This window comes from Streptomyces sp. SLBN-31, assembly GCF_006715395.1.
GTDB lineage: Bacteria > Actinomycetota > Actinomycetes > Streptomycetales > Streptomycetaceae > Streptomyces.
In genome coordinates this window covers 2259596-2272193 of sequence record NZ_VFNC01000001.1, presented here as the reverse complement: position 1 = coordinate 2272193, position 12598 = coordinate 2259596, and the positions used below count along the sequence as shown (strand labels likewise).

The 12598-nt window shown below is 69.8% G+C and carries 14 protein-coding genes; 8 read left to right on the top strand and 6 right to left on the bottom strand.

Annotated elements, in window-relative coordinates:
* Positions 1–38: 38 nt before the first annotated feature.
* Positions 39–1013 carry a hemerythrin domain-containing protein gene (locus FBY22_RS10410; RefSeq protein ID WP_142144366.1) on the bottom strand — a complete coding sequence of 325 codons (975 nt, stop codon included), beginning with the start codon at positions 1011–1013 and terminating at the stop codon, positions 39–41.
* Positions 1014–1073: 60 nt separating this feature from the next.
* Entirely contained in the window at positions 1074–1472 is a 399-nt protein-coding gene (locus FBY22_RS10405) for a four-helix bundle copper-binding protein (protein WP_142147514.1), read from the bottom strand.
* Between the two features lie 175 nt (positions 1473–1647).
* On the opposite strand from FBY22_RS10405, the gene FBY22_RS10400 reads away from it, so the two are divergent.
* The gene (locus FBY22_RS10400) at positions 1648–2040 is read left to right on the top strand and encodes a hypothetical protein (RefSeq protein ID WP_142147512.1); all 393 of its coding nucleotides are present in this window, start codon (positions 1648–1650) and stop codon (positions 2038–2040) included.
* 166 nt (positions 2041–2206) lie between these two features.
* Here FBY22_RS10400 and FBY22_RS10395 read toward each other — a convergent pair whose 3' ends face one another.
* The 4 genes from FBY22_RS10395 to FBY22_RS10380 are packed head-to-tail and all read right to left on the bottom strand — an operon-like array spanning position 2207 to position 7459.
* Positions 2207–2782, bottom strand: a complete 576-nt coding sequence (locus FBY22_RS10395; protein WP_142144364.1) for a hemerythrin domain-containing protein — start codon at positions 2780–2782, stop codon at positions 2207–2209.
* Positions 2783–2839: 57 nt separating this feature from the next.
* Complete coding sequence (locus FBY22_RS10390; RefSeq protein WP_142144362.1) at positions 2840–5995, bottom strand: FAD-binding and (Fe-S)-binding domain-containing protein; 3156 nt, start codon at positions 5993–5995, stop codon at positions 2840–2842.
* 31 nt (positions 5996–6026) lie between these two features.
* A complete protein-coding gene (locus FBY22_RS10385; RefSeq protein ID WP_260844779.1) occupies positions 6027–7184 on the bottom strand; it encodes an enolase C-terminal domain-like protein in 1158 nt (385 codons plus the stop codon).
* Positions 7181–7459, bottom strand: a complete 279-nt coding sequence (locus FBY22_RS10380) for a hypothetical protein (protein ID WP_142144360.1) — start codon at positions 7457–7459, stop codon at positions 7181–7183. Before FBY22_RS10380 ends, FBY22_RS10385 begins: the two co-directional genes overlap by 4 nt.
* Before the next feature lie 392 nt (positions 7460–7851).
* Here FBY22_RS10380 and FBY22_RS10375 point away from each other — a divergent pair, with 392 nt between their 5' ends.
* From FBY22_RS10375 to FBY22_RS10345, 7 genes are read left to right on the top strand one after another with little or no spacing between them, the layout of a single operon-like run.
* Entirely contained in the window at positions 7852–8349 is a 498-nt protein-coding gene (locus FBY22_RS10375) for a Na+/H+ antiporter subunit E (RefSeq protein ID WP_142144358.1), read from the top strand.
* Positions 8346–8600 carry a monovalent cation/H+ antiporter complex subunit F gene (locus FBY22_RS10370; protein ID WP_142144356.1) on the top strand — a complete coding sequence of 85 codons (255 nt, stop codon included), beginning with the start codon at positions 8346–8348 and terminating at the stop codon, positions 8598–8600. The genes FBY22_RS10375 and FBY22_RS10370 overlap by 4 nt, the downstream gene beginning before the upstream one ends.
* Positions 8597–8941, top strand: coding sequence for a monovalent cation/H(+) antiporter subunit G (locus tag FBY22_RS10365; RefSeq protein WP_142144354.1), 345 nt, complete (start codon positions 8597–8599; stop codon positions 8939–8941). Before FBY22_RS10370 ends, FBY22_RS10365 begins: the two co-directional genes overlap by 4 nt.
* Positions 8938–9195, top strand: coding sequence for a hydrogenase subunit MbhD domain-containing protein (locus tag FBY22_RS10360; RefSeq protein ID WP_142144352.1), 258 nt, complete (start codon positions 8938–8940; stop codon positions 9193–9195). Before FBY22_RS10365 ends, FBY22_RS10360 begins: the two co-directional genes overlap by 4 nt.
* Positions 9192–9947 carry an MnhB domain-containing protein gene (locus tag FBY22_RS10355; RefSeq protein WP_142144350.1) on the top strand — a complete coding sequence of 252 codons (756 nt, stop codon included), beginning with the start codon at positions 9192–9194 and terminating at the stop codon, positions 9945–9947. The genes FBY22_RS10360 and FBY22_RS10355 overlap by 4 nt, the downstream gene beginning before the upstream one ends.
* Positions 9944–10288, top strand: a complete 345-nt coding sequence (locus FBY22_RS10350) for a sodium:proton antiporter (protein ID WP_142144348.1) — start codon at positions 9944–9946, stop codon at positions 10286–10288. The genes FBY22_RS10355 and FBY22_RS10350 overlap by 4 nt, the downstream gene beginning before the upstream one ends.
* Positions 10281–12119 (top strand): complex I subunit 5 family protein, encoded by a 1839-nt coding sequence (locus tag FBY22_RS10345; RefSeq protein ID WP_142144346.1) that lies wholly within the window; start codon positions 10281–10283, stop codon positions 12117–12119. Before FBY22_RS10350 ends, FBY22_RS10345 begins: the two co-directional genes overlap by 8 nt.
* The last annotated feature ends 479 nt before the right edge of the window (positions 12120–12598 follow it).

Here is a 12598-nt window from a genome sequence, read left to right as displayed (position 1 = left end):
TTCCCTGGCGGCCGTGCACCGCTGCTTGTTCACCGGACTCACCGGCGTTCGTCGTCGGGCCTGCCGTCCGCGTCGGCTGCGTCCCCGGCTTCGGCCTGGCCCTCCCGCTCGGCGGGCCGGTGACCGAGTGCGTCGCGGGCGCGGTCGAGCGGCGTCGCCGTCACCGCGCCGAGCTTGTTCCACGGGGGCGTGTCCGGTGCGTGGGGATGCTGACGGGTGGGCGCGCGCCGTTTCGCCCGCTGGATGCGCCGCCCGAGCTTCTCCCACTGTTCGAGAGGCAAGGTGTCCTGCAAGCGCAGGAGGACGGCGTCCTCGAAGGCGACATGCTTACGCAGCGCCGTGGCGAGCTTCTCGACCAGTTCGTCGAACTGGTCGTCGTCACCTGGCATGCCCTCCAGCGCCGCGAGCAGGTCCTTGCCCTCCCGCTCCTGCCCGCGGCCCTGCCGCGCCAGGTCCTCACCGTCCGGGAGCGCCTTGCGCACCGCGGGCCAGAAGTGTTCTTCCTCGGCGGCTTCGTGCACGGCGAGCCGCTCACGGATCATGTCGACGAGGGATACCCGTCGCTGCTGCTGTTCGGCGCCGCCGCCCTGGCGTACGCCCGGCACCGCCTCCAGTTGCTCCTGGATGTACTTGATCTGGTTGTGGTCCCGGACCAGTACGGTCAGCAGATCGTCGTCGGCCTCCTGCTCGGCCGGCTGCGGCGGCCGGGCGGTGCGACGGGCCGCCGCCTCGCGCATCGGCCCGTCGGCCACGGCGCGTGCCCGCAGCCACCGCTCCACCGTGGGATCCCGCGTTGGTACCTCGGTCGGCGGGTTGACCAGATGCTGGCTACTGCCTGGCAGGAGGCCTTCACGACCCGTCAGTTCCTCCGGACTCGGCACGTCGCCACCGTCGGCAGGCAGCCCCGTGGCGATCATGTAGGCCAGCCCGGGGTGGATGCCGAGGCGGTCACCGATGTCCTCGTACGTGCCCCCGCTTCTCAGCAGGTCCAGTACGTCCTCACGTGTGGGCATCCTGGGACCCTTTCCCCAGTCGTGCCTGCTCAGGGTTTCCCGGCCTCCCGGTCCGAAACATCATCCGAGCAGTGCACGGCAGGCCTGCTCGCAGCGGCGGCAGGCCTCGGCGCACACGGCGCAGTGCTCGTGACGATGGGCATGCCGCTCGCACTCGTCGGCGCAGGCTTGGCAGGCGGCCGCGCAGGCGGCGACGATGTCGCGGACGACACGGGCGTCGTGCCCGGTACGACGGGACAGGATCCGGGCCGTAGCGTCGCAGATGTCGGCACAGTCGAGGTCGGTGCGCACGCACCGGCGCAACTCCGCCACCATGTCCTCCGCCAGGCAGGCGTCGGCACACGCCGTGCAGGCCTGCACGCATTGCAGGCATCGGTCGATGCAGGCCGCGAGGGCATCACGGTCGACGTCGTCCTTGACGGCCGGGTGGGCACTGAGCATGTCCTCGGTGACGGTCATGACGTTCCTTTCACCGGTGTAGAGGGCATCGGACGGGGTTTCCGGCGGGCCATCGCGCGAAACGCTGTCTTCGGCGAGCGGCGCGGTCGTCCGGGAAGACACCGGGCCCGCTTCCCGTTCCCTTGGGTTTGGCGTCCGCACGCCGGGCAACTTTCCATCCGTGACCGCGTTCAGGATGTGGAAGCGCAAGAAGAACTCCGCGACGCCCGCACGGCGGCTCCCTCTGGAGCTGTGCGACCTGTGTGCCCGAACCTTCCCGGAGCACGAGGCGGTCAGCGGCTACGTTCCCGACTCCTCCTCCGCTGACCCTCGCAACGACTGGTTCGACGGCCTGCGCCGGATCACCGCGTGCAGCGACGCCCACTTCCAGATGGTCCGGGATCGTTACCGGCACCGTCCCTATGTGGAAGAGGAGCTGTGGGCCGCGAAGATCACCCGAGCGCTGACCAGCGGTACGCCCGTACGCACGCTCGCCCAGCTCTCCTGCCGCACCGGCTTGCACGAACCGGAGATCCGCCGCGCCGTCGCCTGGCACAACGCACACAGGCGGCGGCAACCGCAGACCTGACCGCTCACGGCGCCCCGAAGAGCCCACACGTGGCCGACACCGGATCCAGCGCAGCCACCGCGCCGGTCACGCGGGTGGCAGCCGTGGGCGCATTGTCGCAGGGCCGCGCGCGTCGACGCCCGCGCCACCCTGCCGGCGATCATGCGCAACTCGCCGTGCCCTGTGTTCAGCCGCGGCTCAGCGCGTCCTTGGCGCGGTCGACCATCGAGGCGAAGGGGCCGGTCATCCACTGCGCTTTGGGAGAGCCGGCCGCTGTGGGGTGGGGGTGGGTCGGCGCCATCTTCTCCACCGTCTGAAGGCGTTGTCCCATCTTGCGCAGTTGTTCCTCGGTGCAGCCGGCCCGCACGGCGGGGAACTCCTCCTGCTCCTCATGTTCGGCGTGCTCGACGACGGCCTGTTCGAACTTCGCCAGTTCGGCATCGAACTCGGCGTCGGTGACATCCATCTTCTCCAGGGCTGCGAGGACCTTGTTGGCCTCCGCTTCCTCCTCGTTGCGGGCGTCTGCCTCCTCCTTGCCCGCGGTGTCCGCGGCGACCGGACGCAGGATCATCTCCTCAGCGGTCTCGTGGACCGCGAGCAGGGCCCGCAGTTCGTCGAAGGCCTCCTTCTTCGCCTCGCCCTGGGCTCCCTTCACCGTGGCGAAGAGCTCCTTGATCCGTGCGTGCTGCTCCAGCAGGATCGCCACCACGTCACCCTCGGGCAGGTGTGCGGCCTGGTCCCGGTCGCTCAGTCCCTCGCTCATGCTGTGGATCCTTCTCCTCGTGGATGTGTCGTGCAGTGATCTGGTCGATGACGCTCTTCAGCGCCGCGCGGCACGGACGCCGACCGCGGTGGCCGCCGCGCCGAAGGCGGCGTACGCCGAGAGGCGCAGCGCGCGTTTGCCCCGCGGCGGGGACGGGGGCGTCGCCGCGTCGCGCTCGGGCCGGGGGGTCGGCTGCCGGTCGGCACCCTTCTCACGGGCGATCTTCATGACTTCGGCGATGTGCAGGGCCCGCCGCCCGGTGCCCGCGTCCTCGATCTGCGTCTTGCAGGAGAAGCCGTCGGCGACGACCAGGCAGTCCTCGTCGGCGTCCCGGACCGCGGGCAGGAGGGCCTGTTCGCCGCAGTCCATGGAGATCTGGTACTTGCCGGACTCGAAGCCCCACGAGCCGGCGAGACCACAGCAGCCGCCCTGGAGGTTCTTGACCTCGAGGCCCATCTTCTCCAGCAGTTCCTGTTCGGGATTCATGCCGCCGGTGGCGCGCTCGTGGCAGTGGCCCCACAGCAGTGCCGTGCCCTCCAGTTCCGGTGGCTTGATGCCGAAGGTCTGGAAGAACTCCGGGAAATGGTAGGCGTTTCGGGTGAGCCGCTTGGCGTCGTCGTCGTGCGGCAGGAGCTTGGGCAGTTCGTCCTTGAAGACGGCCAGGCAGCTGGGCTCCATGCCGACGATGGGCGTGCCGGCTCGCAGATGGGGGCGAAGGACGTCCAGGACGCGGTGGAGGTAGCGCTCGGCGGCGTCGAGGAATCCGTAGTCGTACAGCGGCCGCCCGCAGCAGACGTGCTGCTCGGGCATGATCACCCGCCAGCCCGCGGCCTCGATCGCCTCGACGCAGGCCACGCCGACGCCCGTGTGGAAGTGGTTGTTGAAGGTGTCCGGGAAGAGGACGACCGGCCGTCCGCCGGGGTTGGCCGTGCCTCCACGCCGGGCGAACCACTCCTGCAGCGTCATCGGCGCGAACCGTGGCAGCGGGCGGCGCCGGTCGATGCCCGCGGCCAGCTTAGCGAGGCGGGCGAGGCCCGGCACGTGGGTGGCGAAGTTAGCCAGTTCCGGCACGTGGGAGGCAAGGCGGGCCGCCTGGTCGATGAAGCCGAAGGCATAGGCGTGGCGCGGGCGCCACCGGCGGGCCGACTTGTAGTGGTGGTAGAGGAACTCCGCCTTGTAGGTGGGCATGTCGACGTTGACGGGGCAGTCGTTGGTGCAGCCCTTGCAGGCCAGGCAGAGGTCGAGGGCGTCCTTGACCTCGTTGGACTGCCAGCCGTCGGTGATGACGTCGCCCCTGAGCATCTCGTACAGCAGGCGGGCCCGGCCGCGCGTGGTGTGCTTTTCCTCGCGGGTCACCTGGTAGCTGGGGCACATCGTCGTCTCGGCCTGCGGCACACGGCACTTGCCGATACCGACGCAGCGCAGGGTGGCGTGGGCGAAGTCGCCGCCGTCCTGCTCGTAGGCGAACTTGACCGGGGTTCGCGGCGGGTTGTAGTCGGTGCCCAGCTTGAGGTTCTCGTCCATCCGGTAGGGGTCGACGACCTTGCCGGGGCTCATCTTCCACTGGGGGTCCCAGATCGCCTTGAACTCCCGCATGGCTTGTACGAGTTCGGGCCCGAACTGTTTCTCCAGCAGTTCTCCGCGCTGCTGCCCGTCGCCGTGCTCGCCGGAGACCGAGCCGCCCATGCCCACGCACAGATCGGCGGCCTCTTCCATGAACGCCCGGTAGGTGGCCAGCCCGTCGGCGGTGCGCAGGTCGAAGCTGAGCCGGCAGTGGATGCAGCCCTGGCCGAAGTGGCCGTACATGGCACCGACGATGCCGTGCTTGTCCATGACCTTGCGCAGGCGGCGCACGTAGTCGCCGATCCGGTCCGGTGGGACCGCGGAGTCCTCCCAGCCTGGCCAGTGGTCGGTGCCGTCGGGCGGGAACGCGGTCGAGCCCAGTCCGCTCTCCCTGATCGCCCACAAGTGCTCGCTGGTGCCGCCCTCCTGCTTGCTCTTGGCGATGCGGATGCGGTTTCGCTTGTAGCCCTTGTCGTCGGTCAGCCACCGTGTGAAGCCTTCCGCCTGGGCCACTGACTCCTCGGTGGAGTCGGCGCCGAACTGGACCACCAGCCAGGCGCCGCCGGCCGGCTGCGGCAGCTCCGCGATGTCCTCCGCGTTCATGTTGCTGAGCTGCTGGTTGCGGATGAGCCGGTCGTCGAGCGCCTCCAGGCCGATCGGCTTCCACTTCTCGATGAGCTCCATGCAGTGCTCGGCTGCGTCGGCGAGGTCGTCGTACTCGACCACCACGGTGGTGCGCTGCAGCATGGCCGGGGTGAGCATGAGCGTGGAGCGCAGGACCGTCGCGCAGGTGCTCTCGGTGCCGACCAGGGCGCGGGCGACGTTGAAGCCGCGCTCGGGCAGGAGTTCGTCGAGGTTGTAGCCGGACACCCGGCGGGGCACCTGTTCCGCCGAGCGGAAGCCCCGGCGGATGGCGTCGGCGTACTTGTCACGCAGGTCGCGCAGCGCGGCGTAGATCTCGCCTTTGCGTCCGCCCTTGGCGATGATGCGGTCGAGGTCCTTTTCCTCGTCCACGCCGACCCAGAAGCGCTCACCGTCGTAGGTGACGACCTCCAGGGCCTGGACGTTGTCGCTGGTGCGGGGGCCGGGACCATACAGCTGCGACTGCACCGAGTGGATGCCACAGGAGTTGTTGCCGATGTTCCCGCCGATCACGCAGCGGGAGTGGGAGGAGGGGTCGGGTCCGAAGACCAGGTCGTGGCGGCCGGTGTGGCGGTTGAGTTCCTCGTTGATGACGCCTGGTTCGCAGGTGACCAGGCGTCGGTCGACGTCGATCTCGCCGATGTCCGTGAGGTACTTGGAATGGTCGATGACGACGGCTTCGTTGACCGTCTCGCCGGACAGGCTGGTTCCGCCGCCGCGACTGAGGATCGGGGCGCCGAAGCGGTGGCAGATCTTGTGCACCGCAACGACGTCGTCCAGCGTGCGGGGTACGACGACCCCGATCGGCACCTGCCGGAAGTTGGACGCGTCCTGGGCGTACAGGCCCAGCGAGGCGGTGTCGAAGCGGACTTCCCCGGCGACGGCCTTGCGCAGGGCTCGCTCCAGTGTGCCGACGTCGAGGGTCTGGCGGGCCCGCGGGGGTCCGGCGATCTCGGGATGCGTCTTGGTCGGGATGTCACGCGTTTTCCGGCGTGTCGTCTTGGCCATCGGGTCTTCATCTCTCCTTCGCGCGCCTGGGTCAGGCCGGTCGCGTTCCGTACACGCGGTAGGGCTCAGCGTCGGCCCACCTGACGTCCAGTCCGAGCCCGGGACTGCCGGGGTCGGGCCGCAGGGCGCCGCCGACGGGTGACAGGGTGCCGTCGAACAACAGCTGCTCGAAGCGAACGTGGTCGTGGAAGAACTCCAGGTGCCGCAGCCGGCGTACGGCGCAGAACGCGTGGGCGGAGATCGCCGGCGCGCAGTGGGCGGACAGGTCGATGTGGCGGGTCGCCGACAGGCCGGCCACCTCCAGGACGCCGGTGATGCCGCCGCAGCGGGTGACGTCGGCCTGCAGGCAGTCCACGGCGGGAGGCTCCACGAGGTTGACGAAGTCGCGCGGGGTGAAGGCGTACTCGCCCGCCGCGATCTCCAGGCGTTCCGGGCCGCGCTCGCGCAGCATCCGCAGCCCTTCCAGGTCGCCCGAGCTGACGGGCTCCTCCAGCCAGCGCACGTCCCACTCGTCATGGAACCTGCGGGCCCAGTACAGAGCCTCCTTGCGGGTGAGTGCGCCGTTGGCGTCGGTGAAGATCTCCGCCTCGTCGCCGATCTCCTTCCGTACGGCCGTCAGCCGCTGCGGGTCCTGCTCGGGTTCGCGTGAGGTCTTGAGTTTGACGCGGGGAATGCCCTGGGCGACCCAGTCGGCGAGTTGCCCGGTGAGCCGGTCGAGCGGGTAGTTGGTGAAGCCGCCGCTGCCGTATACCGGCACCCGGTCGTGGTAGGCGGGCAGGAGGCGGATGAGCGGAAGGTCCAGCAGCCTCGCCTTGAGGTCCCACAGCGCCACGTCGACCGCGGAGACCGCCATGGCACCGACGCCGGGACGGCCGGCGTTGCGGATGTGCGCCCCCATGCGATGCCCCAGCGCCGGCGGCGCGGTGACATCCTGCCCCTCGATCATCGGCGCGAGCTTGGACGCCACGAAGGCGGCGACGGAAACGTCCCCGTAGGTGTAGCCGAGGCCGGCTCTCTCCCCGGCGTGCACCCGGACCAGGACCATGGTCGTGGAGTCCCAGTCCAGGGTCCCGTCCTGTTCCTTGCCGCCGGGCCCGTCGGTGGGCACCTCGAAGGCGTGAACATCGACCGAGTCGATACGGCAGGCGTCCAGCTCCGCTGCACCGACGGCCTGACGGCGGCCGGTCACGACTGCCTCCGGGGCAGGCGCTCGGCCGGCTCGGTGGCCTTCTGGCGCACACCCTTCACCGTGATGCCTGCCGCGCCTGCCCGGCAGGCACCCTCTCGCCCACACGCCATGAACCCGGCCGGCTCGTCACGCTCCGCCCGGATGAAATCTGGCTGCCGCCGGCCCCGGTCGCAGGCATCCCGAAGTCCCTTGATCCCGTCACCGGGATGCTCGTACGCCCGCCGAACACCCCATTCGGGCAGACGCTGCAGCGCAGAGTCGGCCTCCTGCGGCATGACACACTCCCTCGCCCGAACACCACTGACGTCATCAGGGGGTGACCCGCCCGACGGGTGCGTAAACGATCCGTTTCCGCTCCGCCAGTGCATCTGCTGAAGCAGCCACCGCTCCCATGCGACGACAGCGGAAGACCGGTCGCAACTCTTACGAGCGCCACCGGCCTCCGCTCAGGCATCCGTGCCGCGGGGTCCGGACATGGTCCGGCCGTACACCTCCCCGACGGACGGAAGGCCGCTGTGTCGTTCCTGAAGACGCCGTCGCCGACCGTCTCGTCAATCCTCGTCGGATCCGGCCGTCGTCAGTTTCTGCTCTCTTCGGGTGACGCTCGGCGTAGAACGGAGCATTGCCGGGAACCCGAGGTTGCCGTGACGACACTCGGAGACGAACGATGACATCGGCCGCCGCCTTCAGGCGACCGGTGGTCCGCACGGCAATCGGGGTCCTGTCATGGTGGTGCGCGCTGTACTCGCTGTGGTTCCTCTTCAGCGGTCAGGGCGGCTGGCTGGTGGCCGCGTGGGGCGCCGCCGCGGCCGCCGTGGCCACGGTCGCGGCGCGGGTGGTGGTGGTCCAGGGGCTGTTGCAGGGGCGGCCGAAGGGACGGTGGGCCGCGAGTGTGCCCCGTGCGGCCTGGCAGACGCTGGTGGACTTCGGAGTCGTCCTCCGGGTGTTGGCGCGCTGTATCGCCGGCGGTCGGCGGGGGCCGGTTGGTCGTTTCGTACGCCGGGACACCGGGCTGCCCGAAGCGGACAGCGGCGTGGCCGCGGCATGGCTCACCATGACCGCCACCTACTCGCCCAACGCGTACGTGCTCGACGTCGACCGCAGCACCGGCCAGGCCCTGCTGCACGACCTGCGTCCGATGACAGCGTCGGAGGAGCCCGCATGAAACAGGAGTACTTGATCGGTGCGGCCGCCCTGCTGATCGGCATCGTGCCGTTGGCGTGGGTGAGCATGCGTGCCCGTCCCATCGACGGGCTGGTGGCAGTGGAACTCGGCGGAGCGATGACCACCTTGACTCTGGTGTGCGTGGCGGTCGGCACGCAGAGCTCCGCCATGACGGGGGTGGCTCTGATCACGGCGGTCCTCAGCTGGGTCAGCGGACTGCTCTGCACCCGTTTCCTGGACCGCAGTCCATGAACGCGGTCCGCGTCGCGGCCGACGCGACCCTGGCCGCCGGAGTCCTCGCCCAACTGGTGTGCTGTCTCGGTGTGTGGTGGATGCGCGATGTCTTCGATCGCTTGCACTTCGCCGCCGCGGGCACCACGGTCGGCCCCGTCCTGATCGGCGTGTCCGTGGCTCTGACCGGCTTCTCCTCCGTCTCCGGCACGGTGCAGGCCCTGGCGGCGGTGGCCTTCCTAGTGGTGCTCAACCCTGTGCTCACGCACGCGACCGGACGGGCCGCGCGTCGCCTGATCCACGGCGACCTGGAACCGCCCGACTCGGGGCCGCGCATGGGAACACCGGAGGAGACCGGATGACCGCGGTCCAAGCCATCGCGCTCACGCTCACCGCCGCGCTGGGCGTGGCCGTGGTCGCCTGTCACGACCGACTGCGCCAAGTCCTGGTCAACGGCCTGTTCGGCCTCTCGCTCGTCGTGCTCTTCACCGTCCTGCAGGCCCCGGACGTCGCCATCTCCGTGGCGGTGGTCTCCACGGTGGCCTACCCGATGCTGCTCCTGGCGACCATCTACCGCACCGGCGACCGCGCCGCCGAGCGCAAGGATTCCGAATGAACCGCCGGCTGCGGCTGCTGTTGTTCGTGCCGGCGAGCATCGCGCTGGCGGGCGTGCTGCTGTGGGGGCTGCTGGGTCTGCCGGACTTCGGTTCGCGGCCCCACGCGTATGCCGCGTACGTACTGCGGCACGCCGTCGCACAGCGGCATGTCACCAACATCCCGTCGGCCGTCGTCTTCGACTACCGGGGCTGGGACACGCTCGGCGAGGAGCTGATCCTGTTCACCAGTGTGATGGGGACCGCGCTGCTGCTCAGGAGTTCGAGGGACATCGCTGGCGAGCGGCCCCAGGACACGGTGACCAGTGCCACCGTCCGTCGGACGGGCGCGTTCCTCGTGCCCGTCACACTGCTGCTCGGGCTGTGGACGATCGCCTACGGCTACCTCACCCCGGGCGGCGGCTTCCAGGGCGGAGTGATCTGCGCCGGAGCCGCTTTGCTCATCTGGATCGCCGCAAGTTACCGCGACCATCGCAGGCTGACGCCGACCGCCCTCGTCGACGCGGCCGAGGGGACCGGCGCTGCCGCGTACATCGCCGTCGGGCTGGCCGCGCTCGCGGCAGGGCAGGCGTTCCTCGCCGGGTTCCTGCCTCTGGGTACCGTCGGCAGTCTCCTGTCCGGCGGCACGATCGCCCTGCTGAACTGGGCGACCGGGCTGGAGGTCGCCGCCGCCTGCGTGCTGATGTTCCACGAGTTCCTCGAGGAGTACGTCGACACCGTTCCGCATCCGCAGTCCAGCCGGGAGGACATGTGAGCGTCTATCCGTACCTGGTGGCGGGCGTGCTGTTCCTCGCTGGTCTGTACGGCATCGTCAGCAGTCGCGACTACATCCACATCGCGGTGTGCCTGACGGTGACGCAGTCCGCAACGTACGTGGCCCTGCTCTCCCTCGGGACCGTACGTAACGGCCAGCCGCCCATCGCTCAGGGGGCCCAGTCGGGCAAGCCCATGGCCGACCCGATCGTGCAGGCGCTCACTCTGACGGATGTCGTGGTCAGTGTGGTCGCGCTCGCGCTGATGCTTGCCCTGGCGCAGCAGAGTCATCGCCGCGGCGGAACCCTAGATCCCGACGCACTGGCGCGCGTTCGTGGCTGAGCCGAGCACGCTGGTACCGCTGACCGTCGCCGTTCCGCTGATCATCGCGGCCGTGCTGGCGGCCGTGACCCGGTGGATTCCGCGCCGCGGGCCCGACCTGGTGGCTCTCGCTGCAGCTGTCGCGGTGACCGTGATGGCCGTCGTGCTGGTGGCGGCCACTCGCGATAAGCCGATCGTCTACTGGTTCGGCGGCTGGCATCCGGTGGGGGGTCTGGCGATCGGCATCGCTTTCGTCGTCGAGCCGGCCGGGGCGACACTCGCCGCGCTGGCCGGGCTGCTCACCGTGGCGAGTCTGGTCTTCTCCTGGCGCTACTTCGAGGAGGTCGGGCACCTCTATCACGTGCTGGTCCTCGTTCTGCTGGCCGGAATGGTGGGTTTCTCGCTCTCGGCCGACCTGTTCAACATCTTCGTCTGGCTGGAGCTGATGAGCGTGGCGGCGTACGCGCTGTGCGGCTATCAGATCCGTCAGCCGGGCGTGGTGCAGGGCGCGCTCACGTTCGCGGTGCTGAACACCGTCGGCACGCTGACCATGCTGTTCGGGATCGCCCTGATCTACGGCCGTACGGGCGCGCTCAACCTCGCGCAGATCGGTGAGGCCCTGCGGGAGCAGCCACCGAGCGGATCCGTCGTGGTCGGTTTCACGTTCATCACGGCAGGCCTGCTGGTCAAGGCCGGCGCCGTTCCCTTCCACTTCTGGCTGGCCGATGCCTACACCGTCGTCCCCGCACCGGTGGGTGCGCTGTTCGCCGGGATCATGAGCGACCTCGCCTTCCACACCTTCGCCCGGATCTACTGGGACGGCTTCTCCGAAGCGTTCGCGGGTCACCACGGCGCGGTGCGCACAGCGCTGCTCGTCTTCGCCGTCGGATCGGTCACGGTCGGTGCCGCCATGGCGCTTTTGGAGGCCGATCTCAAACGGCAGCTCGCCTTCGCCACGGTCGCCAACGGCGGCCTGGTACTGGCCGGCATCGCGCTGCTCACACCGCGCGGACTGGCCGGGGCGACACTTCTCGTCGTCGTCGATGGGCTGTTGAAGGCAGCCCTCTTCCTGCTGATCGCTGCCATCATCCAGTGGCTCGGCGCGAGCGACGAACTCCTGCTGCACCGCCGAGGGCGTCGGCCCGGCGGTGTGCTGCCCGGCCTCCTTCTGGCCGCCTGCGGTCTGGGCTTCGCACTGATGCCGCCCTTCGGTCCCTTCTTGGCCACGGCCTTGATCGTCGACGGGGCCGACCGGGACTGGCTGACCGCAGTGATCACCTTCGGAGCCATGGCGACCGGCGCGGTGTTCCTCCGGGCGGCGGCCCGTGTCTTCCTGGGCTGGGGGCCCAAAGAGGACCCTGCGCTCACCCACCAACCCACCGAACCTCAGGAGGGCGAGCCCGACTTCCAGCCGAACGCCGACTGGAGGCGCCCCAGTCACCGAGTCATCATGCTCGCTCCTCCCGCGGTGCTGGTGCTCCTGGCGTACGGTCTGTCCTTCGTGCCCGGCATCGCGGACTGGTTCACCACGGTCGCGCACTCGGTGAGTCAGCCCCGGCAGACGGCTGCGCACGTCCTCGGCGAACGGATGCCGCCTGCACGGACCGGCCCCGGCCCCTACACGGTGAGCGCACGCATCTGGATCTGCGCCTGCGCATCGGTCGGTGGAGCGGTGCTATTGGCCGCCGCGGCCCTCTCCTGGCAGAGGATGGCGGCGAGTCTCCGGCGGGTGCTGCTCGGCTCGGTCGGTGTTCTCAAGAGCTTTCATGACGGCGCGGTGGGCGACTACGGACTGTGGTTTGTCATGGGGCTGGCCGCCCTCGGATCCGGGTGGGCATTCACACTGCGCTGACCAACGCCGACACGGGCGGCCGGGGGCGACCCGCTTCCGCCTGCTAACACGGGGACCGCTGACCGCGCGGTGCCAGGGAGGCGTACGGCTCGTTCTCGCGACGGCGGCTTCGCAAGAGTGCGCCTGTCACGTCCGCGCACGGCGGACAGGTAGGGCTCCTCTACCGGTTCGGCTTCGTGCCGCAGCGGACAGCGGCTCATGCCGTCCGCTTTACGAGTCCTTCACCAGCCGCTCCAGCGGCCGAGGCCGGTCTCCCGTTGATGCCCGTCAGGGGGCCGGATTTCTTCCGCGCCGTCCGGGGCGATCGCCGCTGTGGACGTCGTCGGACTGCCGCTCGAACGCCTCGGCCGCCCTCTCCAAAGGCAGGCGGCGGTGGATGAGCTTGTGCAGCCACTCGCGGCCGCCCCCCGGCCGGAGAGACAGCGGTGAGGCGCACGACACGGTGAGCGGCTGTTCCGCGCGGACAGTCGAAGACCACC

What these genes read in the sequence shown, in the direction of transcription:
- FBY22_RS10410 (WP_142144366.1), bottom strand. Translation starts at nt 1,013, where the DNA reads ATGCCCACACGTGAGGACGTACTGGACCTGCTGAGAAGCGGGGGCACG.
- FBY22_RS10405 (WP_142147514.1), bottom strand. Translation starts at nt 1,472, where the DNA reads ATGACCGTCACCGAGGACATGCTCAGTGCCCACCCGGCCGTCAAGGAC.
- FBY22_RS10395 (WP_142144364.1), bottom strand. Translation starts at nt 2,782, where the DNA reads ATGAGCGAGGGACTGAGCGACCGGGACCAGGCCGCACACCTGCCCGAG.
- FBY22_RS10375 (WP_142144358.1), top strand. Translation starts at nt 7,852, where the DNA reads ATGACATCGGCCGCCGCCTTCAGGCGACCGGTGGTCCGCACGGCAATC.
- FBY22_RS10390 (WP_142144362.1), bottom strand. Translation starts at nt 5,995, where the DNA reads ATGGCCAAGACGACACGCCGGAAAACGCGTGACATCCCGACCAAGACG.
- FBY22_RS10380 (WP_142144360.1), bottom strand. Translation starts at nt 7,459, where the DNA reads ATGCCGCAGGAGGCCGACTCTGCGCTGCAGCGTCTGCCCGAATGGGGT.
- FBY22_RS10400 (WP_142147512.1), top strand. Translation starts at nt 1,648, where the DNA reads ATGTGGAAGCGCAAGAAGAACTCCGCGACGCCCGCACGGCGGCTCCCT.
- FBY22_RS10370 (WP_142144356.1), top strand. Translation starts at nt 8,346, where the DNA reads ATGAAACAGGAGTACTTGATCGGTGCGGCCGCCCTGCTGATCGGCATC.
- FBY22_RS10365 (WP_142144354.1), top strand. Translation starts at nt 8,597, where the DNA reads ATGAACGCGGTCCGCGTCGCGGCCGACGCGACCCTGGCCGCCGGAGTC.
- FBY22_RS10355 (WP_142144350.1), top strand. Translation starts at nt 9,192, where the DNA reads ATGAACCGCCGGCTGCGGCTGCTGTTGTTCGTGCCGGCGAGCATCGCG.
- FBY22_RS10360 (WP_142144352.1), top strand. Translation starts at nt 8,938, where the DNA reads ATGACCGCGGTCCAAGCCATCGCGCTCACGCTCACCGCCGCGCTGGGC.